19 protein-coding genes are annotated in these 23,007 nt (G+C 65.7%); 15 read left to right on the plus strand and 4 right to left on the minus strand.

Features of this window, described 5'->3' with window-relative positions; all coding sequences use genetic code 11:
• Window positions 1-60: 60 nt before the first annotated feature.
• Complete coding sequence (locus ACYVKL_RS38110; RefSeq protein WP_379172227.1) at window positions 61-2,145, minus strand: hypothetical protein; 2,085 nt, start codon at window positions 2,143-2,145, stop codon at window positions 61-63.
• A 499-nt stretch (window positions 2,146-2,644) separates the two neighbouring features.
• Here ACYVKL_RS38110 and ACYVKL_RS38115 point away from each other — a divergent pair, with 499 nt between their 5' ends.
• The 12 genes from ACYVKL_RS38115 to ACYVKL_RS38170 all read left to right on the plus strand — a co-directional run bounded on the left by ACYVKL_RS38115 (window position 2,645) and on the right by ACYVKL_RS38170 (window position 18,452).
• The gene (locus ACYVKL_RS38115) at window positions 2,645-3,871 is read left to right on the plus strand and encodes an FxsB family cyclophane-forming radical SAM/SPASM peptide maturase (RefSeq protein WP_379172229.1); all 1,227 of its coding nucleotides are present in this window, start codon (window positions 2,645-2,647) and stop codon (window positions 3,869-3,871) included.
• 37 nt (window positions 3,872-3,908) lie between these two features.
• The gene (locus ACYVKL_RS38120) at window positions 3,909-5,675 is read left to right on the plus strand and encodes an HEXXH motif domain-containing protein (RefSeq protein ID WP_379172231.1); all 1,767 of its coding nucleotides are present in this window, start codon (window positions 3,909-3,911) and stop codon (window positions 5,673-5,675) included.
• 313 nt (window positions 5,676-5,988) lie between these two features.
• Window positions 5,989-6,465, plus strand: a complete 477-nt coding sequence (locus ACYVKL_RS38125; RefSeq protein ID WP_379172233.1) for a hypothetical protein — start codon at window positions 5,989-5,991, stop codon at window positions 6,463-6,465.
• 272 nt (window positions 6,466-6,737) lie between these two features.
• A complete protein-coding gene (locus ACYVKL_RS38130; protein WP_379172235.1) occupies window positions 6,738-8,150 on the plus strand; it encodes a hypothetical protein in 1,413 nt (470 codons plus the stop codon).
• Between the two features lie 25 nt (window positions 8,151-8,175).
• Complete coding sequence (locus ACYVKL_RS38135) at window positions 8,176-9,690, plus strand: PPE domain-containing protein (protein ID WP_379172237.1); 1,515 nt, start codon at window positions 8,176-8,178, stop codon at window positions 9,688-9,690.
• Complete coding sequence (locus tag ACYVKL_RS38140) at window positions 9,687-10,028, plus strand: hypothetical protein (protein WP_379172239.1); 342 nt, start codon at window positions 9,687-9,689, stop codon at window positions 10,026-10,028. Before ACYVKL_RS38135 ends, ACYVKL_RS38140 begins: the two co-directional genes overlap by 4 nt.
• Entirely contained in the window at window positions 10,025-10,720 is a 696-nt protein-coding gene (locus tag ACYVKL_RS38145) for a hypothetical protein (protein WP_379172242.1), read from the plus strand. Before ACYVKL_RS38140 ends, ACYVKL_RS38145 begins: the two co-directional genes overlap by 4 nt.
• A 12-nt stretch (window positions 10,721-10,732) precedes the next feature.
• Window positions 10,733-11,083, plus strand: a complete 351-nt coding sequence (locus ACYVKL_RS38150; RefSeq protein ID WP_379172244.1) for a hypothetical protein — start codon at window positions 10,733-10,735, stop codon at window positions 11,081-11,083.
• A 17-nt stretch (window positions 11,084-11,100) separates the two neighbouring features.
• Complete coding sequence (locus ACYVKL_RS38155) at window positions 11,101-11,424, plus strand: hypothetical protein (protein WP_379172247.1); 324 nt, start codon at window positions 11,101-11,103, stop codon at window positions 11,422-11,424.
• Between the two features lie 7 nt (window positions 11,425-11,431).
• Window positions 11,432-13,936, plus strand: coding sequence for a hypothetical protein (locus tag ACYVKL_RS38160; protein WP_379172249.1), 2,505 nt, complete (start codon window positions 11,432-11,434; stop codon window positions 13,934-13,936).
• Between the two features lie 219 nt (window positions 13,937-14,155).
• Entirely contained in the window at window positions 14,156-16,051 is a 1,896-nt protein-coding gene (locus ACYVKL_RS38165; protein ID WP_379172251.1) for a type VII secretion target, read from the plus strand.
• 43 nt (window positions 16,052-16,094) lie between these two features.
• Window positions 16,095-18,452 (plus strand): hypothetical protein, encoded by a 2,358-nt coding sequence (locus ACYVKL_RS38170; RefSeq protein WP_379172254.1) that lies wholly within the window; start codon window positions 16,095-16,097, stop codon window positions 18,450-18,452.
• Between the two features lie 59 nt (window positions 18,453-18,511).
• Here ACYVKL_RS38170 and ACYVKL_RS38175 read toward each other — a convergent pair whose 3' ends face one another.
• Window positions 18,512-19,312: a hypothetical protein gene (locus tag ACYVKL_RS38175; RefSeq protein ID WP_379172257.1), complete on the minus strand. Its 801-nt coding sequence runs from the start codon at window positions 19,310-19,312 to the stop codon at window positions 18,512-18,514.
• 348 nt (window positions 19,313-19,660) lie between these two features.
• On the opposite strand from ACYVKL_RS38175, the gene ACYVKL_RS38180 reads away from it, so the two are divergent.
• A complete protein-coding gene (locus ACYVKL_RS38180) occupies window positions 19,661-20,584 on the plus strand; it encodes a C40 family peptidase (protein ID WP_379172259.1) in 924 nt (307 codons plus the stop codon).
• A 16-nt stretch (window positions 20,585-20,600) separates the two neighbouring features.
• A complete protein-coding gene (locus ACYVKL_RS38185) occupies window positions 20,601-21,020 on the plus strand; it encodes a hypothetical protein (protein ID WP_379172261.1) in 420 nt (139 codons plus the stop codon).
• On the opposite strand, the gene ACYVKL_RS38190 is transcribed toward ACYVKL_RS38185, so the two are convergent.
• Window positions 20,999-21,277, minus strand: a complete 279-nt coding sequence (locus ACYVKL_RS38190; protein ID WP_379172263.1) for a hypothetical protein — start codon at window positions 21,275-21,277, stop codon at window positions 20,999-21,001. The genes ACYVKL_RS38185 and ACYVKL_RS38190 overlap by 22 nt on opposite strands.
• 436 nt (window positions 21,278-21,713) lie before the next feature.
• On the opposite strand from ACYVKL_RS38190, the gene ACYVKL_RS38195 reads away from it, so the two are divergent.
• On the plus strand, window positions 21,714-22,262 hold the full coding sequence (locus ACYVKL_RS38195; protein WP_379172265.1) for a hypothetical protein: 549 nt from the start codon (window positions 21,714-21,716) through the stop codon (window positions 22,260-22,262).
• 162 nt (window positions 22,263-22,424) lie between these two features.
• Here ACYVKL_RS38195 and ACYVKL_RS38200 read toward each other — a convergent pair whose 3' ends face one another.
• Window positions 22,425-22,964: a hypothetical protein gene (locus ACYVKL_RS38200; RefSeq protein WP_379172267.1), complete on the minus strand. Its 540-nt coding sequence runs from the start codon at window positions 22,962-22,964 to the stop codon at window positions 22,425-22,427.
• Between the last annotated feature and the right edge of the window lie 43 nt (window positions 22,965-23,007).

Consider the following 23,007-nt stretch of genomic DNA (forward strand, 5'->3'; position numbering starts at 1 on the left):
CCCGCCGAACAGGGCAGACGACAAGCGGAGGTGGGAACGCAAGCTGAACACTGTTCAGCATCAAGGCTTCCACGGATCGTCACCCGCGGCCGCCATCTTTCGAGCCGATTGCCTCACAAGGCCTCGTTCAATCTCTTCCTGAGCGGTGCCCCTCATCTTCGGATCGCTGAATGTCTTCTCGTATTGTGTGGTCAGGTCCGCGTGACTCTTGGTCATGCTGCTGCCGATGTACCACTTGAGATCTTTGCTCTTTGTCTTCCATATCTTGGACTCGACCTCCTTCCTCATTTTGTCTTCGGGCAGAGCCATGAATTTCTTGGCATACTCTCTTTCGGCTGGTGACAGGGCACGGTTGGGCTTCAACGAGCTTGTCTTGGCATTGTTGGCGCCGATGACAGACTTCGCGGCGATCGCTTCTCTCGTGGCCGGGTCGTGGTCGAGATGATTGTCGATGGCGTAGGCCGCCGCAATGGCCTTCTGTATTGCCGGAACCCCGTAGCCGTCGATCAGCATGGCCTTCTGCACGGCATGCGCACGCATCGTCTGGCTGGCCTGGGTCGGGGTTGCACCGGCCTCCACCATCATCGGGATCCACTGGCTCTCGGGGACCTTTTCGTCCCCCAGCTTGTCGATCATGGTGGCCAGCTCGAGCGCGGTCCTCCGACGAGGCCGCCCAGTCGTGCCCACCTTGATTCGGGCGTTGTCACGCGCCAACTGATTCCAGCGGGCCGCCTCGTTGTTCATCGGTGCGACCGCGAGATTTTGCCTCTCGACCTTGGCGCGCTTGCGCGCCATCGGACTCAGGGGATTGGGGACACCACCGGCGAGCCATGCCGTCACCGGCGATTGGTTGATCGTGTTGACCGTGCCCAGCCGAGCAACCAGGCCATGCCCCTTCGCCCCTGCCGCGCCCATGCCGAGCGCGGACCCGCCGCCGGCGGAGGATGTGCTCATGCCGCTCTGGATCGCCACCGCGAATCGGTTGGCGAACCAATCGCCGCCCTTGGTGATACCGCTGTTGACGTCCTTGACATGTAAGACCGCGCCGGTCTGGAAGATCGACACCGTCACCATCACCGCCATCTCGTGACCGGGCACCTGCTTGAACAAGCTGCCGATGACCAGCGTATAGAGACCGAGGAAGATCACGAACACCGTCATCCGCGCAGCGGACATCATGCTGTGCACGACATTGCGCACCAGAAACGTCTGCGGCGCTCCATACACGAATCCACCGGCGGCGAAACCGAATATCGCCAGCAGGGCGTGGTAGATCGAATCGAGCGCAGACTTGATGACACGGAATGCGAGGAAGGCCGCGAACATCAATAGCAATGTGCCACAGATCAGCAGCATGAGACCGGTCGCGACCTGACCCACCGACGGTTCTGCGACCTTGGCAGCGGCGGAATCGTCACCGCAGTTCTTCAGCATCGTCTCCATCGACTTCCGATTGCCGGTGACGACCCCGGTCGACCACGCATCGCGACAGGCGGGCGTGGTATCGACCTCGTGACCCAGATTCCACAGCTGAAGCGGGCGGCGGGCGAAATTGTCTGCCATATCGTGCTGGATGGAGACGACCAGATGGGTCGGGCTCGGGTTCGAGTCGCCGTCGAGTCCGGCGGCAACCGTGAGGCCGACATCGCGTCCCTGCGAGAGAATTCCGTCGGGCGACAGCACATCGGCCAGCGGATCGGACAGAAAGATCGGTCCGATGACGGCGACACCGAGCATCGTCACCACCTGGAGGGTGGCTTTGGCATGGAACCCACGAAGTACGAACCATGCCACGCAGAACGCGCCGATGGTCGCGGCCACGATCAGCAGAGCCGGCGTCGCGATCTGGAAACTCAAAGTATGTGCGACACCGCGCAGCGCGGTCGCGAATATATTCAGCCATTGGAAACTCAGCGCATAGCCGATCAGCCAGATCGCTGTCATCACAATGACGATATATCCGGCGAATTCCATGGAGATGATGGTCCACAAGGCGGTTGTGCCGGCGTCGAGCAGACCGCCGTGGTCCGTGACGAACTGGTAGTTCGCCAGCGGGACATTGTAGGAGTCGCGGACATCCATCCAGCTGAGCCCGTCGATTTGCGAGCTACCGCCGCTCTGCGCCGACGCCACTGCGCCCACCAAGCCGGGAAATATCAGTAGTACGAAGAGGATCGAAACCGTCCAGGTGACTCGCCGCCGCCATCGTCGGTCAGCGAATCGTGCGCGCAGACGACCCGCGATGACGCGTCCCCGACACCCCTCGAAACCCATTGACGTTTTCGGCTTTCGGCGCAGCCGACCCGATCGGCTGCTCGATGAACGCTCAGCCATATCAGCGAGACTACCGACAATTACATTGTGTATCAACGCCTTCCGGCAAACCTGTGTTCTCCTGTTGGTCACCCGACGCCGGGCGCGACGCAACCTACGGCCGAGCGGTCCCGCTGCCAGCCAGTTCTCAGGTATGGGGAGCCTCGAGCAGCGAATATGAGCGGGAAACAGTAAAGTCCGCGATGCTGGGACACGGCCATATTCCCCGGAACACATCACGCCTTCCGTCAACCCCGATACACGCGCGGGACAACGGGTAATCGATGCTGCCCAATTCCGGTAGCGACCAGAACTCGAGAGGACCGAGCCCATGGAACACCTCACGAGCGAATTACCGTGGCCAGGGTGGGGATTGGACTTTGCGGAGTTGCGCCGGGGCGGATGGCGTCCCTTGGCCTTCGAAGAGTTCATCGTGAAAATTCACGGCCGCTGCAATCTGGCGTGCGACTACTGCTACATCTACGAAATGGCCGATCAGAGTTGGCGATCCAAGCCCAAAGCCATGAGTCGTGACGTCTTCACCGATGCCTGCCGGATGATCGCCGACCACGCCGCCCGCCAGGCACTGCCCGCGGTGAATCTGGTATTCCACGGTGGCGAACCACTACTGGTCGGCCCCCTCGACCTGGACTACTTCGCCCGCACCGCGACCGAGATCATCGCTCCGATCGCGACGGTGCGCTTGGGAATGCAGACCAACGGCGTGCTGATCGACGAGGATGTCCTGCGCGTCTGCGCGCGCTGGAACGTCAGGATCGGCGTCAGTCTCGACGGCGGCGAGAGCGAGCATGATCGGCACCGCCTCGACCACGCGGGACGTGGCAGCCACGCCAAGATCGTCGCCGGATTGCAACGGCTACGGGCACCGGAGCACCGGCGCCTGTTCTCCGGGCTGCTGTGCACCATCGACCTGGCCAACGATCCCCTGCGGACCTACGAAGCGCTGACACGCCACCGGCCACCCGCTGTCGACTTTCTGCTGCCCCACGGAAACTGGACCACACCACCACCGGGCCGCACTCCCGGGTCCTCGGCCACCCCGTACGCGGACTGGCTGATCGAGATCTTCGACCGGTGGTACCGGGCACCGGAACTGGAAACCCGCGTACGCCTGTTCGACAACATCATCGACCTCCTGCTCGGAAGAACCGTGGCGTCGGAAACCCTAGGGCTGGAACCTATTCGCTTGGCGGTCATCGAAACCGACGGCTCGCTCGAACAGGTCGACGAGCTGAAATCGGCCTTCGAGGGCGCCGCCGGCCTGCCGGTCCGCGGTGACGGAAACCCGCTCGACGAGGCGATGTGGGAACCCGCGATCGCGGCCCGCCAGATCGGCGCCGCCGCGCTCAGCGACACCTGCCGCGCCTGCACGTTCCAGACCGTCTGCGGCGGTGGGCATTATGTCCATCGCTATCGCGAGGACACCGGATTCCGCAACCCGTCGGTGTATTGCCCCGACCTCACCGCACTCATCACCCACATCGAGGGCCGCCTGCGCGCCGACATCGGCGCGGCACTCGGCACAGCCGCGCAATGACCCGCGGCGCGCGACCCGCAACCACAGGAGACACACAATGCCCGGCGCGGCACCCGAAATCGACACCATCATCATGGATTTGAGCTCAGGCTACGGTTCCGCGGAAAGCGTCGCGGCCCTCACCGACGGCATGCTCGGCGTGCGAATGATATTGCTGCGCACCCTGATCGACACCCTCGACGCAGACGCACCCGAGACCGCCGCGACCGCAGGGATACACGAGGCCTACCGGACTCTCGCCGACCTCCAGTTAACGCACCAGGACACGGTCGCCACGATGCTGTGCTACCCGCACACAGGCCCATGGCTGACCCACGTACTGGGGCGAACCACCGCCGAACCGGGGGACTGCGAGGTTCCGCTGTGGGCCGACTGCGGCTACCTGGGATGGCTCGCCGCCGCAGCGTGCATCACCTGCCTACCCGAAGGCACCATGCGACTGGTGATCCGCAACGGCGTGATCATGCTTCCCACACTGGGACTGGCCCAGCTCACCGCCGAAGGCTACAACGGACCCTGCGAGCTGCGCTGGACAGCCACCGGCACGCTGAGCTTCACCTGGGCCGAAGGCAGCATCGACATCGATTCACCGGCCGACGAATCACACCCGCAATGGCTACCGCTGCGCCGCATACATGCAGCCGACGGCGAACCACACGTCTGGCTCGACGACCTCGACCCCTTCCGGCATCTGATGCCGGCACAGACCCCACCACCCAGACTGGACGCCGAGCAGGCCCGCATCTGGCAGCGAGACTTCGCCGACGCGTGGCACCTGCTGCGCGACAACCTCCGACAGTATCTCCCGCCGATGCGCAGCGCCCTGCGCAGCCTCGCCCCACTCAGCGCAAAACCGGTGGTAGCCAGCACAAGTCACACCGCATCCCACGGAGTCGGCTGTGTCTACACGACCGCCCCCGCCGACCGATGCCAGTTGGCGCTCACCCTGATCCACGAGATTCAGCACACGAAATTCAACCTCCTGACCGACCAGGTCCAACTGTTCGACGCCGATCCCGGATGCCGGTTCTACGCGCCGTGGCGCGACGATCCACGCCCGATCTTCGGGCTGCTGCACGGGATCTACGCCTTCTTCGGCGTCACCGACTTCTGGCGTGTACACCGCAATTCCGACTGCCACGGATCCCAGCAAGCCCACACCGACTTCGAACTGTGGCGCGCCCAAGTCGCGGTCGCCGTCGGCCAGGCACAGACCTCCGGGCTGCTGACCGCCGAAGGACACCGATTCATCAACGCCCTGGCCCAGGCCATGCTGCCCTGGCAGAACGAACCCATCCCACCCGAGGCCGTCCACGCCGCCGCCGAAGCCATGACCGCCCACCGAACCTTCTGGCGAGTACGCAACCTCGAACCGGACCCGGCGTGGATCGCCGACCTGGCCACCCGATGGGCGGCGAACCAGCCGCCGAGCGCCGAAGTAGCCGCAGTCACCCACACCGACCAGCGGCGGATCCCCAACCACCACCGGCAGCTGCCCCTGGCGGCCCTGCTGAAGACAACCAGCACCGCCGCGCCGGCCACCCGCCGCCTGCCCGGACAACTCGAGGGCGACCGAGCCTATCTCGCCGGATACCGCAGCGAAGCAGTCGCGCTCTACACCCGCGAACTGCGCACCGATCCACTACGCCCACAGGCGTGGGCCGGACTGGCGCTGGCCGTGCCGAAGATATTCGGCGCCGACCACACCACGATTCTCAGCGAACGCGCCGAGGTCGCGGCGCGGCTCTACCGAGCCGTCGGCCCCGAAACCGACCCACTGAAGCTGCTGCGCTGGCTCTCGTGAACCATCCCCGGGTCAGTGACGCGCGAGCATCAGGTCGACCCTTATGTCCGGACCGCTTCTCGCAGCACTTCGTCGTTCGCGCGTGTCCATTGCAGGGTAGCGAGCTTTCGGGAAATGATCGCCCTAATCCTTGGTCATTGACGTGTGAACGATCCTCTCCGATCGTCGGCCGCGGACGGCACGTTCCCAGCGTTGAGAAGCCCTGAGAATTGGTGCGAAGAACGTCGAGCATCGTCGGCTCGCTGGTTGATGAGTTGAGAAGGTCGACCTGCCTAGCCGCCCCAGTTTCGACGCGCGATGGGTGAGGAATTGTATGAGCGGCTTTCTGGATGTCGTGAAGGACTGGGCTCCCAGCGTGGCGGGGATGGTCGGGTTGGCGGCCGCGACCGCCATTCCGGTTCTAGCGCCGGCCGCGCCCTGGATTTCCGGCGCGGCGGCTGGACTGGTCGGCGGGCTGGTTGCGTCCCACGAGGGGCAGCACTGGTATGAAGCCACTGCTACCGGACTTGTCGATGCAGTGACTGATGGTTTCGCCGCCCGATCGAAGCCACTTGTAAAAGCATTAAAAAAACCTCTGCTCAATGCATTAAAAAAATCTCCTGTCAAAACATTAAAGCCACTAGCTTTGCGGTCGGTGAAGACCGGCGTGTTAACTGAAATGGCGAATTCGCTGATGTTGAAATTGCCGGCCGGAAGTACACCAGGAGCCTCGAAAGTCCCGACTCCTGATTCTATCCCAACTGTGAATATATCCACTCCGTCGCTCGCGGCTCGTCATGAAGTCGGGTAACTTTAGTGGACGCCGGCCCCATCCCAAAACTCACTGATCTTCTCATGCCCAATGCCGCCCTGATGAGACGGCAGAATGCTCAAACGCCACCACCCTGGGATCGGAGATACATCATGAGTCCGACGTTGGAGACGGAATACAGGAGGCTGCCCGCTTTTTATCACAGCCTATTCTACGATCAATTCGGGAATGGGAACCCCAACCCGCCACCGCCTCCACCTGCAATCCCCACATTCGTTCCGTCGGCAAGTAGCTCGAGCGGTGACGGTCAAATGTGGAGTGAATATCAGTCGCTGGTGTCGAGTCTCAATAAATTGTTGGGACAGATGCAGGCTCTCGACGAAAAACTGCCGCCCCTCGCGAAGCAAACCTCGACCGTATCTCAGAATGCCCAAGCGGCAGTGAACCAGATCATCCAAAACATCAATGACAGTGCAGGAACCGTTCCGCCTGCCGATATGGATGAGAATCTGTGGGTAATGAAATTTTTGAACGACGCCCATTCTGCTGTAGAAGGAACGCTCCAGCAGGCTAACGATGGAATCAAGCCCCAGCAGGCGGCTGCTAACGATCTGGCGACGCAGATGAAAGGCTTGCAGGACGCGATAGACGCCCTCAAGAACGGGCAGCAGAACGCCCAAGACGCGTTGAGCGCGCTCCAAGCGAAGGCTCCCGCGGGCGCCGGTACGCCAGGCGCCCCTGCATCGAACGCCGACGACGCCGCGAAGCTGCTCAGCACACTGGGGCTCGACAGTCCGACGAAAACACCGGGAGATCCGGGCACGCCGGGCACGCTGGGCACCCCTGCAGCGCCGAGCCCGGCGACCCCCGAGGGAACGCCGTCGGCCAATCCGCTCAACAATCCGGCCATCAACACCAGCGATACACCGACCCAGGCAGGCTTGACACAGAGCGGGTCCAATAGCCCCTCAACGTCGGGATTGGGCGATATGGGGTCGCTGATTGCGCTCCAGGACTTGATGGGGCAGCGCGACAATGCCAACCAGGACCCTTACGGGCGCGATCCGTATTCCGAGCAGCAGATGCCCGAGGGCCCCATGCCGTTGCAGGCCGCACCGGTGACTCCGCAATCCCCCGTCACGACGCCCGCGACACCGGGCAACTCGCCCACGGGTCCCCAGCAGGTGACACCGGTCGGCAACAACCCTGCGACACAGCCCGCGGTCCCCTCGGCGATGCCGACCCCGGCCGCAGACGGGTCGGTGCCCTTCACCTTTTACGACGGCAAGACCCAGCAGGTCTCCCCGACGGTGTGGCAAGCACTCGATGCCGCCTTCCACGACCCGGCCGTCCTCGACGCGCGCCAGGCCTATGCCAAGACCTCGGCCAAGTGGTCGGACGACAAGAAGATCGGCGACAGCAAGGATCCGAGCGAGCTGATGACCGGAGACGTCGTGACCTGGCAGGACCCGGAAAAGACCGCCATTGTGCGGCGACTCGATGGTTCGAACCCCGACACCGACCAGGTCGAAGTTATCGTTGACCGCTTAATTCAGATCCTCGCCGACGAAATGTCGGACAGCGCAGGCAGTTTCAAGGGCTTCGCAGGCTTCGCGCGTCCGCGCGGCATCGAACTGGACCGAACCAGCCCCGGCGCGGCAGTAACAGGTCCGGCCACCGATGCCTCGCCCGCGGACGGACCCGCTGCGGCGATGACGACCTGAAACCGGCCGCAGAAGGAACACGAGCGTGGAATTGAACGTCGATCCCGGTGAGCTGCTCGACGCGGCCGCGATCTTGGCCGGGCTGGTACACCGAATGCACTCGGCGCTGCCTTCGGGTTGGCTGCAGCCCGCTGGCCAGGACGCGGATTCCCACGCCGCAGTCACCGGTATCAACCCGAGGTACGAATCCACGGTCAACGATTTGATCCAGGCCCTCAACGGCATCGCACCGCACGCCTACCAGGTCGGTGCCGCGGCGGTCGACTACACCCGAGCCGATCAGTCCGGCGCGGAGCTTCTCGGTGGCGGTGCCGGCGGGGACGCACCCGTGAATCGGGTCGCGCTCCCGCAGCCCTACGCACCCCGGTCGGCACCCACGATGCCGCCGCCCGCTTCGGTGGCCGTCGATCCGCTCACCTTCGCCCAGCAACTGCATTCAGGTCCCGGTACTGCACCCGCGCGCGCCTTGGCGAATGCGATCCGCCAATACCGCGCCGGCGCTCACAATTCCGGGCTCGACGAGCTGCAACGGACCATTCCGGTGCTGAACAACTGGACACCGGTCGGGACGATGGTGGCCGCCCACATGAGCGACTTCTGGCAACAACTCGACGATCTCGGCAACGCACTCGATGCCCACGCCACCAGCATCGACGACTACGCGAACGCCTTTCAGACCGCCAAGAACCGTCACCCCACCCCGCAGGAAATCCAAGCGACCCGCAACAAGCTCCTGGCCGCGATACGTTCCAAGAACGCCGCCGCGATCGAACAGGCGCTCGCCGAATTCAACGAGCACAACGCGCGCTCGGCACAAACGGCCGCGGACTACACGGCGGCGCTGGGCACCACGGCCGGTGACGGTAAGCCCACCGCCGGTGGCGACCCCACCAAGACCGGCAATCCCGCCACCACCGGTAGTGGTCCCACCAAGAGCGGCACCACATCCGCAAACAACGCCAACAGCGACGCCAGCATGCTCACCCAGCTCCTGCCCACCTTGCTGAGCTCACTGACCGGCGCGAACAGTCAACTGTCCCAGCATGATCCGACCATCACCGACCCCGCCACCGACCAATCCCCCTACCTCGACAGTGGGCTGCCAACCATTCCGGCGCTCTCGGACCTCGGTGGCCCGAGCGGGCCCGGTGGAGATCCGGGGTCGCCGAGCATTCCATCGATTGCTCCCTACGACGCCGGCATACTGCCTGTCGTCGAGGCACCCGCGCTTGCGAACACCGCCACCGTCGCCCGCGCTCCCGTCATCGACGCACTGCCCGCGACGGCCACCGCCCGACCCAGCGCTGGCACCGGCTACTCGCCGCCCTATATGCCGATGTCACCGGGCATGGCAGGCGCAGCCGGCGCCAACAACCGCTCCCGCGTCGTGGCCTGGCACCCCGACCGGCTCATGTACGTCGACGACACCGCGCACACCGAGGCCGTGATCGGCGAGAAACCGACCATCGCGCCCAGCGTCACACCACCCACCCCGGCCCCCGCCAATCACGCGCCGACCAACACCGGAGGCTCCACATGAGCGACATGCACCCCGACGTCCAAGCCGCTCTCGATGCCGCACGCGACCTACGGCATCGAATCGCCGAGATGCGCGAAAGAATCAACGCCATCCGCGCCCGCCGCCCGTCACCGACCGGCGCGGTCGTGCCGGAGATCGACGCCATGGGCCGACTGACCGGCCTCTACCTCGCCCCCGGCACCACCGCCCGGTTCGACAACCACGAACTGGTCGCCGAGATCATGGCCGCGATCGGCGAGAGCACCGCCGACGCCGCACGGCAGTACCAGGCGCTGATGGACTCCGACCCCTGGGCCGACCCCGAACCCGCCGACACGGCCGCCGAGCGCGCCTCATGAGCGATGTCGACGAGGTCACCGTCGCCGACGCGGTGCTCTGGCTGCACAACGAAGGCCTGGTGCGATTGAGCGGCATCGGCGAACGGGCACTGAGCCCGATCATCGCCTACACCGTCGACATCGCCACCGGCACCATCACCGCATTTCCCGCTGCCGTCACCGGTCCCGGCACCGACGTGATGACCCTGCCCGCCGACGACCTCCCCGACCCGACCGGCACACCGAAACGGCTGATCGTCGTCGGGGTCACCGCCACCGACTCCGTCCTGGTGCTGGATCTGGCCGTCATCGCGGCGCTGGGCATCAACGCCGATCGACCCGAGGCCACCGCACGAGCATGGGTCGCGCAACTGCTGCTCGACCCACAGATCACCATCACCACCAACTGCGCCGAACTGGCCGTTCCGGCCGGGACGCGCTGCCGGCACACCTTCATCCCCGGCGGCGCCACCCTGTTCACCGTCGACGACACGGCGCCGCCCGTCACGACGATCACCCTCAACCCCGCCATCGACGGCCCCGACCACCTCGACGTGGCCGACGACGGATCCGCGGAACTGTATCTGCGCACCCGCTTCTGGCAGTTGCAGCGCGTGCTCAGCGTCAACAACCTCACCTGGGCCGCACTCACCGCAGAGTTGGAAATGCCTGCGATGGACCATGATTCGCCGCTGCCCGGCCGAGCAGACTGAAAGGTCACGCCCATGACAGACCACCCCGACGAATTCGACACAGACGACCAGGCCGCCCCGGACTGGCGCAGCCTCACCTACGAGGTGTTCAACCCCGACCACACCGCCGGCGTCGCCTGCAACCGCGATGGAGAGATCGTCGGCCTGCACCTCACCGACGACGCCCGTGACAACGGTGACATCTGGCTCGCCGCCGAAATCGTCCGTCTGGCCCGGCTTGCGCATCAGAAATCGCGACTGGGGCTGCGATCGGAGATGGAACGCAACGGAACCCGCTCCTACACCATCGATTCGTTCGACCTGCCGACCGAAACCTCCTACCGGGCCATGGAAGCCGCCGAATTCGGCAACTTCCGGCCTTGAGACGACAGGAGCTCATGATGACCGACGCGCTCGACATCGACGACCCCGACGAGGTGATCGCCGCCTCCGCTCGCGTCGCCGCCGCATGCGACGCCATCACCGGGTGTGTCCTGGATACGGTGAACAGTTTTGTGCCGCACAGTAGTCCGACGTCGCCGTTGGACAGTGCGCTGGTGACCGCGGTGTCCACCCGAATACTCGTGCCCCTCGTGGAGGCGGGATCGTCACTGGGCGTCTGCTCGGCCGCCACCCACCCACAGGTGGTCCTCGCCGCGCACGCCTACCGCGCGGCGGACCACGCGGGTGCGGGCCTCATCGAGCAGGCCGGGACATCGATCTGACCGCCGAATGCAACCGCCGTTCGAACACCCGCACTGGCACACGATAGTCGGCGAGAACTGGCCTGCCCTCGGCCCGGAGCTCTGGGGTTCGCAGGCACTGATCGCCCGGGAAGCCGCGCAGAATCTGGACACGATCGGGCTCGGCGCGGCCCGCTCCGAGTTCAACGAACGAGTTCGCGCCGACGGGCTGCAGCAGGTGGACGCGATCATGCGCTCCGAACAACACCGAGCCGAGGAACTCGCCCGGGCCTTGGACGCCGCCGCTGACGCCTTCGATCAGATAGCCGACCTCGTACACAGGACTCGCCATCGCATTCGCGCCATCGTCGAGAACGCCGAGGCACGCCTGGAAAACCTGCCCGCGGCACAGACCGAGGACCCGCCGGGCGGAGACGACCAGCAGCGGGCCCGCGAAACCATCGCCATCCTGCGCGAGGCTCAGGCCGATGTGACTCGCGCAGTCACCATGGTCGGTCCGCAGGACATTCCCGGACTGGCCCTGGCCGCCGAACTACTCGGGCAATCGGATCGCCACGACGATGCCGGCCCCGCCGGCAAGCACAGACCAGGCCTTCAACCGGACGGGCACGCACCGGCAGGCCCGCCCGCGCCCACGCCGGGCAACACGCACCGTGGGCCCGACGAACAAGGCCGGGACCCGTCCGCGCCGACCGCCGACCCGCCCACCACCGTGCCCGCCGCGACACCGCAACCGTTCACCAACCTCGTGCACGACCGGGCGGGGGAGGCGATGATCCCAGGCGCAACGCCGACCGAACAGGACTCGTTCTGCGGACCGCGTCGATCCGGCCTCCCCGATCGTGTGCGTGAGGCGACCGACGCGAACCTGCTCGACAATCTCGCGACCGATGAACCGCAATCGCCGGGCCCGGTCGACATTGCCGCGCAACCGCAACCACATGGCGCGGGAACCGTTCCAGCACAGTCGAATACATCACCCGCCCTGCCCCACGCCCGCCCCGATACGACCCAGGACCACCCCTCCGAAGCCGAACCGGCCGAGGAACCCGATCATGCGACTGACACCGAATCGGTACCCGGCCCTCCCGGGTCACCCCGAACCTCGGTGAGTTCGCCCGAGCCAGAGCACGACTCGCCACCAGCACAAAACCCCACGACCGCATCCGGGCTCACCGCCGACGCGGGCGGCGTCCTCGCACCGATGGGCATGACACCGCAATTCTCCGGAGTCACCGCACCCGCTGCCACGCAAGCCGGTGTACCGCAATCGGTTTCGCATCAACCGCCGCTCACCTCGCTGTCGTCCCAGGCCCGCGGCCAGGGACCAGCGCCCCGGGCGATAGCGTCGAGCTCGCCAGCGAGTCCGGCACCGGCCGGCACCGGATCCGCAGGGTCTGCACACTCCACTCAGCACCGCACTCGGCTGCAACCGCCCCGCCCGTACCGCCCCGACCGCACCGACACCGACACCGACACCGATGACGTTGCGGCGGAACTGGTCACGGACGCCGTCGGCACCGCGGCGGCAGCCGCCGCGGGTCCGCACTTCGTGGTGGGGGAGCGGGTCGACGGCGATCTGCTGCTTGCGCGGACACTGCTGCGCAGCATCCTGGCGGCAGTCGACCGATCACCGATCGCACCCGCGTGGGCGGTGATGGTGGTGCAGCATCGCAGCGGAGTCAGCGCCCATCTCACCTCCAGCGGAGGCCGCGGTTGGCTTCCGGCCGGGCTGTATCTGCCTCGCGAGCTATCCACACCGTGGATGTGGGAGGACTCGGCCACGCCGGCCTGGGAAGGGTTGGCCGATCCCGCCCGCATCCTGGCCGAATTCGGGCTCGCCCGGGCCGCGGTGTCAGGTACCGAGATCTCGGCGATCACCTCGTCACTGCCGATCGAACCACGGCTGCGCGCCGCACTGCGCGACGTCTCGTTCGAAGGAGCGGTCACCGCCGTCCCCGAAATGGCGCTGGCCGCACCCGGACCAGGACTGGTCGACCGATTGGAATTGACCGCCTCCGCACGACTGCTCGACCGGGTGGCCGCGATCGCACAGGATTCCATCGGCGACCGCTGCCTCGACCTCGCTCATGACGCACATGCACGAGTGGCCCGCACCACCGCCGCAGCCGGTGACGCGACAGGGGCGAGCGACCTTCGCGAACGCATTCTCACCACTATGCGCGGCCGCCGCCAGGTCCCCGAGGAATGGTGGGACGAACTGCGCGACACCGACAACCTGCTGGCAGCCACCACGGTGGCACAGCGGATCGATGTCGCGCGTACTCCGCTGGGACAGCTCAGAACCGAACAACCCCCCGAGTTGGCCACCCTGCGCGCATTGAACTTTCAACGACTCGGCAACGAACTGGTGCTCCTATTGGCACAGGGACCCGACCCACGCCGCCTGCGCGATGCGGTCTACACCCACTCCCACCTCGCCGACCATCCCGTCTTCTCCGAAAAGAAAACCGCCGCAACAGATATCGAACCGGATCCGCGCCGGGTGACCACCACGAGAACCAAGCTGTGAAGGCGGGCGCGCATCGCCGGAAACGCTCGGCTGCGCGACCCCCCGAACCGCGGTACCCACGACACGGTGACCCCATTTCGCGCCGCACAGCCGAGCGCAACGATTCTGACCGGCGTCGCCGAAGCCGGCTTCCCACAGGCGGGAATCCGGCTCGGGTCGCCAGGCCGTGGACCCTCGACAATTGTCGAGTCGAAGACGCGGGAAGGAGCTCGAGAACGCATGGCAGAGGGAATCAGTATCGACCCTGAGGTGCTGACGAAGCTCAGCGCTCAGCTCGAGCAGCAGTATCACGAAGTCATGAACTGGTCGAAGCAGCCGACCGACTGGCTCGAACGCTTCCCCGAAAACTACGGCAAGATCGCACACCACGTCCACGACGCCCTCAAGACCTACTACCAGGCACGCGAGGATGCGGGCGTCGCGCACGCGAACCACTACAAGCATCTCGCGGGCATCCTGAGTGACGCCGCGGCCAAGTACGCCGCCACCGACGACGCGGGCGCCGCCGCCATCCGGGCCGCGGGCACCGACAACGCGCCCGGAGCCGGATCGCCGGGCGGTGGACCCGCACCCACCGGCGGACCTGCCACACCAGCGGCGCATACACCGAGCGGACCGACCTCCGATCCAGTCACACAGGTCGGCTCACACCCCGCAACCCCCACACACCCCGCAACCCCCACACACACCGGCGCACCTTCGAACCCCGCCGCGCCGGACTCGACGCCCCAAGCGCCTATCACGCCTGCCATTTCGTCCTCCCCGTCGCCCGAGTCACAGGCCCCGGGCGGCATCTCGCCGGTGAGCACGCCAACCGGCGATCCCGCATTCGACCCCGCCCGCAACGCCGGCGCCCCGGCCTCGGACATGCCCATGGGACCCGTCAGCGGCGCTGCAGGCGACCCTCCCACCCCGCCCTTGGGAGCAACGGCCGATGCGGACGACAGCGCTTCGATGGCTCCGATGCCCACACCGTTCGCCGCGGCAGTCGCCGCGGCCAAGGACAAGGACTCCGCTCCCGCGTACGTGGTGAACGAAGCGGTCAACGCAGACCTCGTGCTCGCACGCACTCTGCTCAGCGCTGTGCTGGCCGCCGCTGACGCGCCGACGGTCGGACTGACCTGGGCGGTCTCGGTCATGCGCGGACCGACCGGCATCGCCGTGTTCATCACCTCCAACGAAGGCCGCGGCTGGCTGCCGGCCGGGCTGTACCTGCCGAGCCAGGTCTCGACACCGTGGGTCTGGGACGAACTGCTCAACGCCGAAGGCGGTTCACCCTGGGAGGGTGTAGCCGACCCGGCGCGAGTGCTCGCCGAATTCGCACTCGTGTGGGGACCGAAAGCAGACACCACGATGTCGGCACTGGTCTCCTCCGGACCCATCGACGCGAGCCTGCGCGCCGCGCTCACCGATGTCGCGGTTGAAGGCATGGTCGCTCCCGCCTACGATGTCGACCTGCGAAATCCCACCCCCGACACCGCCGACCGGCTCGCCCTCGTAGCGACCACCGACGTGTTGGAAACCATTGCCGCAGTACCGGATTCGGCGATCGGTCGACACTGCATCGAACTGGCCGCCACCGCACACGCCAAGGTCGGTCGTTCGCAGAACACACCCGCCGAGGCGGCGCCGGCCCGCGCCCTGCGCGCTCGCATCCTGGACGCCGTCCACACCGGACATCCTGTGCCCGCGCAACTATGGCAAGACCTCCGAGACGCCGACGACCTGCTGGCCGCCACCATGCTGTCTCGCCGGGTCGACGCCGGGCGAATCGAACTCGGCGCCCTGCGCATCGACAACGAAGCAGAACTATTGCGCGCCATGGTCTTCGAACGCCGCTGCACCGAACTGGCCCTGCTGCTCGCCGCCGAACCCACCCGCCAGACACTGCGAGACGCCATCTACGCCAACGAACAAATCGTGGCCCACCCCCAGTACGTCGAGAAGCCGGCGACAGTGCACGCACCCACCGCCGATCAGGCATCCGTTGCGGTCACCGGCGGTTCCATCACGCCCCCGGTGGTCCTCACCGGACCACCGACCGGAGCCACGAGCACCCCAGGGGACGCACCACCGGCATCGGTGAACCCGTTGGAGGAACGACACATCCGATGACAGCCTCGGCCCCGTCCAGCCCTGGTGAAGGCTCGGTACTCCGGTGACGGCCGACCAGAAGCCTGATGCGGGGCAATCAAAGCAACCGCTAGTGGGCTGGCCGTTCTCGGACACGACGCTACATCCATTGGTAGTGCAGCCAAAGCCGTCGATCTCGCAGCCGCCGCAACCGCAGGCGCCGTCCACGAAACCTCTGGACACGCCGCCAAGCCCGCGGGTTTCGCAGTCGCCGCAGGCGCAGGCGCCGTCGAAACCTGCAGACTCGCCGCAAAGCCCGCACTTGCAGCCGCCGCAACCGCAGGCGCCGTCCACGAAACATGCGGACACGCAGCCAGGCGGGGATTCCTTGGCACCGGAAAGGATCGCGAAACCTGCGGGCACGCAGCAAGGCCTGGATTCCTGGGAACAGAAATGGTTCGGACAGGATGCGGGCCCGGTGCAAGGCCCGCCTTCGCAGACCTCGAAGTACACACTCGAAGTGGGCGACTCGCTGGACCCGAGTCAGAAGCTCGTCAACGGGCAGTACTCCCTCGGCCTCGAAAAGGGCAACCTCGTCCTCAAAGACAAGATCGGGAACGTCCTATGGGAGTCGGGCACGACCGACGACGGCGGTGCCGCATCGCGCGTGGTATTCCGCGCGGATGGGTCGCTCGACATCAAGGTTGCGACGCCCTATCAGGAGCTGAGCAAATGGTCGAGTCTCGCCGGACTGTCCGATGCCGCGGCCCTGAGACTCAACGACGACGGCAGCCTCGTCGTGGTCGACAAAAACGGCACAGTTCTGCAGACCATCCGCGACAAGGACTCCCGTTCGGTCGTTCTGCAAGCTCCGATGGGTTCACCCAAGTACCTCAAAAGCCTTGTCAAGACAGTGCAGAATGGGCTGCAGGACACGCTCGACTACGTCGAATCGGGGAGGCCGAAGGACGCCCCCGATACCCGTGCGGAACTTCGCGCCGTTGGATTCCATGACACGAGTGACGTCGGAGAGGTGGCCCGCCAATACGAGGCGAACATCACCGCGATCAATAAGGCCGGACAGGCGTTGCACAACAATGACATCGTCGTAAAGCTCGACCTCAAAGGCACAGCGGACACGATCGCGGCGTCGGTCAGCAGCATCTGGGACAAGATCAAACACCTCAAGGAGGTGCTCCAGGCCCCGCAGCACGCGCAGAACGCACCGTCATCGGGCAAGGCACCGCCCATCGACATCCACTACACCCCCGCGGGCAACATCGACATCAACAACACGAAACTGAGTCCCGACACGGTGACCAGTCTGATAGGCGCGCTGAACAACTGCCTCGACGACGTCGACACCATCAAAACTTCACTCGAAAAAGAGCTCGACACCCCCGCCACCAAAATCCGCGATCAAGCGCCAGGAAGCCCACCCACGAAAACTGCTCCGAATCCCGCTGATCCGGGACCCGCGAAGCCTGCTCCGGCTCCCGGTGCTCCAGGGCCTGGTACTCCGGGGCCGGCCACACCGGGGCCCGGTTCTCCTGGTCCGGGGACGCCGGGGCCCGCTACGCCGGGCCCGGCCGCACCAGGGCCCGCTACTCCGGCTCCGGGGCCGCTGACGCCAGGGACGCCAGCTCCTGGTACCCCGGCCCCCGGCACTCCGGCGTCTGGCACTCCGACTCCCGGGACTCCTGGCACGGACACCAGCATCACCGACGCGGTCAATGCAGGCATCGCGAAGATCGTTCAGGCAGCAGCGACCAGCCAAACGACTACAGGCGGGGCGACATCCGGTAGCTCCGGCGATCAGAGCAGTGGCCTGATGAACACACTGCTCATGATAAATGCGATGAAGTCACTCACATCGCAGGACAATGGCAACAATCGCCCCGCCGAGCAGACCAACGACCGCGACGGCAAACCGCAGGACCCCGCGCCTGCCCAGCCCCAACCTGCCGCCGCACCGGACAACGGCGCACCCCCATCGACCACAGCGCCTACCGACGCGAAAGACCCGGCGGGCGACCCGAACCTGTTTCCAGGTCACCCGTCGCAGAGCTTGTCGCCGGTCGTGGCGGAGGCATTCAAATTCGCGAAGGAACACAGCAACGACGGCGCCGCCGACGCCGCAGCGGCATACCAGGGAACCCCAGGTGATGCATCCACCTGGACCCCGATCGAACCCGCCCAAGTCCACACCGGGGACGTCGTGAAATGGGCCAATCGCTCGGCACTGCTGTGGATCGAGAACGGCAAACAGTGGATCGTGATGAAGGGCCAGCTGGTCGAGCTGGACGATCCGTGGAACCCGCCGAATGCCGGAATCGGCGCCTACGGTGCCTTCGAGGGGTACCGCCACCCCCCGGGCGCCGGCATCGACGCCACGCCGGTACCCGCGAACCTCGCACCGCAGCAGCCCCCACAGCAGGTCTGATCTCAGCAAGAAGTAGCTGAACGCGTTGTACTACAGGGCATTTCGCCAGCGGCTGACTGTCAGGCCGGCACGTTCGACTGCGGGGCGTTCGCAGTGGGCGCATTCGGATCCGCGGCGGCCGGGCTTCCCGGTGACCCGGGCGCGGTCACCGCGGGGGTATTGGGGTCGGCTTGCGGCGCGCCCGGTTGGCCGGGTGTCTTCGCATCCGGGTGCTGCTGATCGTCGTGATGGGTGTTGCTCTTCTTATCATCCGGTTTCAACAGCTTGATCAGCTCCGGCAACATCGAGATGCCCACGATCGGCAGCATCTGCAGCATCGACATCAGGCCGCTCATGATTCCGCTCATTCCGCTGTCGCCCGACCCGGCTCCAGTCCCTGCCCCGGTTCCGGTCCCCGAGCCCGCGCCGCCGTTCGAACCTCCGCTCTGGCCGCCTCCGGCCATTTGCTTGTTCGCCGCGGCAGCCTTGTCGACCTGCGCGTACACCGCGTCGACCGTATCGGAGACCTCCAGCATGAGATCGCTCTCCTGCGCGGGGAGCAACGTCTGCGTTCCCAACGCGGCCGACTTGGCCTGCAGATCGGTCACCGTACGCTCGACGATCCGCTGGATCGCGGCCAGGGTCTGATCCTTCCCGGCCGCAACCACATTCGCTACCTGCAAGACCTGGTCATCGAGTTGGACCAGTGCGTCCTGGCGACTCTTCATCTGTGCCATCGCCTGCTGGTACGGCTGGCTCGCCGAACCTTGGCCGAGATCGGTGATGATCTGCTCGGTCGATGGATCGTCCACCGGCGGTGGCGGTTCGGTCGTGCCACGCCCGAGTAGATCCACGGCCGTTTGAATCTCGATGTGCACCATCGCGAAAAAGCTCTGCACTCCCGGCTTTGCTCCCGCCGGACACGGGAATGTCGGTACCGGCCAATAGGGCGGACCGAGAGCGGCGGTGGAGGTATCACCGGCAGTCCCATCCGACGGCTGCGGTGTGGTCTGGGGGGTTGTCATATCCGTCGGTTCCGCCTCCTATGCGTATCGAGCCCATTGTCCGAGGTTCCCGAAGATGGGAAGGCCCAACGGTGGGGCTCAGGCATAGTCGATGTGCGGGCACAGCCGATGCGCATGATGCAGAAGAGTGTCGAAATCGGCTGAGCCACACAGCAACTGCTGCACTTGGAGGCGATCGATGATGCGCGGCAAAGGCGGGTGCGAATGGCGACCGCTCTGACCGGAAACCTGCACGACGTGCTCGATTCACTGCTCGGCCTCTACGGCGCGGGCCAGCCGGACTCGGTCCAGCCCACAGCGGCGCCGCCGATCGCCGCCGAACCGAACACCCTGTCCGGATCGATATCGGTCGGGTACTCCGACGCGCGTGCGGTGCAGAAGCTGATCGCCGAGACACACGCGAGGAAAGACGCAGTGGTCAATCGGGCAGTCGCCGAATGGGGCGGCTATACCGTCGATGGCCGCAACCGGCTCACCGATCAGATCGCCGATCTGCGGACCCGGGTCCAGGCGATCACCGCGGTCAACGACACCCGGTTCAGTGGCCCGGCTCTGCTCGATGCCGCGCAGAACGCGATCACCAAGGCCGCCAAACAAGTCGATTCCGATACCGCCGCGGCCCGCAGCCTCGCCGCACGGATCGTTCCTCCCGCCCTGCCCGCCATGATCACCGCCTCGAACAGCCCGCGACGGCGTCGGCGACCACGACTACGGTCGCGCCGCCGCTCGCCGGTGTTGTCGGACGCGACCTCGGGCGGCGATGCCGTACGCGCTGCGAGCGGATGGCTGGGCACCCCTTACGTCTGGGGCGGCGGCGGTATCGGCGGACCCAGCCGTGGCGGATTCGACTGCTCGGGGCTCACCCAGTACGCGATCGCGCAGGCATCCTCCGGTCGTGTCGTATTGCCACGCACGACATATGAGCAGATATACAGCGGCTCACGGGTCTCGGTTCAGGACGCGCAACCGGGCGACCTCGTGTTTCCGGCGAGCTCGTTCAGCAGACACGGTCCCGAGCACGTGCAACTGGCGGCCGGCAACGGCCTGGTCATCGAAGCACCCAACTCGGGTTCGACCGTCAAATACTCGCGGATGCCCCGCAACGCCATCGTCGTGCGGGTCCTGTGATGGGTCCTACACGGTCATGACCGCACTTCTCATAGCCGTGTGGGGCGCGGCGGCGGGGATCCTCCACCTCGCCGCGATGGTGATCCTGTATGCAAACCCGTGGACGGCAAACAATCACGGGAATCGCTATGCGGCGGGTACTGCGCAGGTCGAGAACCGTCACCCTCGATCCCTCACCCTGCAACTCCTCGGGACCCAGACCGAAATCTATGCGATGACCATCGGATTCGCGTGGCTGCATCCACTGCTGCCAGGCAATGGACTGGCAGGCGCGTGCGCGCTGGCCCTCATGTTCGCGGTCTTGCGGACCCTCGCCCCGGTGTGGGCGCTGTGGCTGCACGGCCACTCCCACCGCCACCTCGCCATCGAGGCCGCCGCGGGCGCCCTCGGCAGTGGCGTCGTCGTGCTCGCGCTCTACGTCTTGACGCCGTGGTGATCACCGCTCTCGTCCACCAGCCGGCAGTAGCTCATCTGGTACGGACGCAGCAACGCGCGCATGAAACGCGGGCCGTCGGATACAGTCACCGGCGGCGCCGTCGCCGGGGTTTCGATGCCCGCTCGGTACCAGTGCAGCGCCAGCGGGCATCGGCGCTCACCGAACAGGAACAACTCGACCACATTCGCTGCCGAGAGCCGAAACTCGGCCACCCGTTCCCAGCCGTCATTGCCATCGAGTTCGTATACGGCGACCACAGTCGGAACCGATCCCATTCGCGCGCTGACTCCCATCGCACCATTGCAGCGTCTTGCCGTCGCACAAATACCGGACAACCATTCCCAATGGCGAGAATTCGACGACGCGGTGACGTGAGATGCTGTGCAAGACCTGACTTCTGTGGGCTGCACGGACTTTGCGGTCCGGGCGAGTTCCGATGTCGATTCCGGGTGTCGCGAATCATCCGCAAGTTGGCGCATGCGGATATGCGCGCCGCACTGCACGGTGACCTAGCTTCAGGAGAACGCTCTCCGGCGGGGCCACCGGTGAGCGCGCACCTCCTCTACCGGTGCAGGTGTGGAATCGGACGGCTCGGAGAATCGATGACACCTGATAGCACGACGACCATCCGCCGGAATTCCCCGCGCGTCGAGCTCGGTGGTGCTCTGAATCCCGGAAGGAAGCTCGACCATCATGCGGATCATCACCAGCCGTTGCCACGCATTCGAGTACACCGTGACAGCACCGAGCCCGTGCGCAATCGGACTCGATACCGCCCAAGTCGGGGCGGTGAATCGCTTTTCGGATTGCCTGGTGGTCACGATCGCGATGGAGCACGGCGACCGCGCCGTGGGCAGTGTCGCAGTGAAGCTCATCCGCCGTATCGCGGCGCAGACGGGAGCCACGGCGATCGTCGTCGACGGCTACCTGAGACCACCCTCCCGCAGTGAAAGTGCTCGTCCCAGAATCGATGTCCTCGCCGAGCTCGCCGATGCCCTGGACCTGCTCACCGAGATCGCCGACCTGCTCGTGAGCGAGGGCGGCCGTATCCACGTCATACCCTTCGGATGGCGTGCGAGCACCCACGCGGACATCGCCAACAGCGCGCATGCCCAGCGCTCGATCCGCCTCGGCGTCGACGACCCGGCCCTCGACGGCGGAGTCGTCGCCGCCTTGGATGTGCCTGTTGCGCAGCGGTTTCGGGAGAAGTCGTCGTCGCCTGCAGCCACGGTCGGTGCGTAGCCGGCGGTCCGGGTGGTGTCCGGTGACTGTCCCAGGGCCACCGGACACCGTCGAAGTCGCGTCGGAGAGGAGCGACGTAGCCGACTCCCACAGATGGCTGGGCTGTGGTGACCCAGTCTGTGATCGACGGTGTGTGATGAGGGGTGCACACCGTCGATCGCATTAGCCGCTATTCAGCGGCTCGTCAAATGATGGCATAAAGCTCGGTAGGATATCGACCCGCCCATTCCCAGCGCTGGGGGAAACCATGGCCGTGCTGTCGCGGTCCTCCCGGACGGTCAGCTTCCGCAGCAACCGTGTCCGGGCGGTGAATTCGAAGACGAGTGTTCTGCTGCCTCGCTGCTGGCGAAATGACACCGTGCCCTCCGGCGGCATCCGCGGATCGATCTCGACGAGATCGCGCGAAAGGCGCGCGCGCTGCTCGAGATCGGACTGGTAGAAACGCATGCCCGCTCTCGGAGTCAATGTGAGCGACGTCGCCGAGTCTGCGTCATTCCCGGTCGGAATACGCAGCGACACAATGGAAAACGGACCCGTGGCGGGATAGCCGTGCAACTCGCGTATGCCAGGTGTCACGCAATCGACCTCGTGGAGCCGTACCACGCACGCATACTCGACCAATTCCGCGGTCAGTGGCCCGGAAGCCGTCGAGAGTGCGGCCGTGGTCGCGTGAACGCGATCGATCTGTAGCGGTATTGCCATGATTTCGCCATTCAACCTGTGGAATCAGCCATGAACCTTCCCA

The organism is Nocardia tengchongensis, assembly GCF_054781395.1.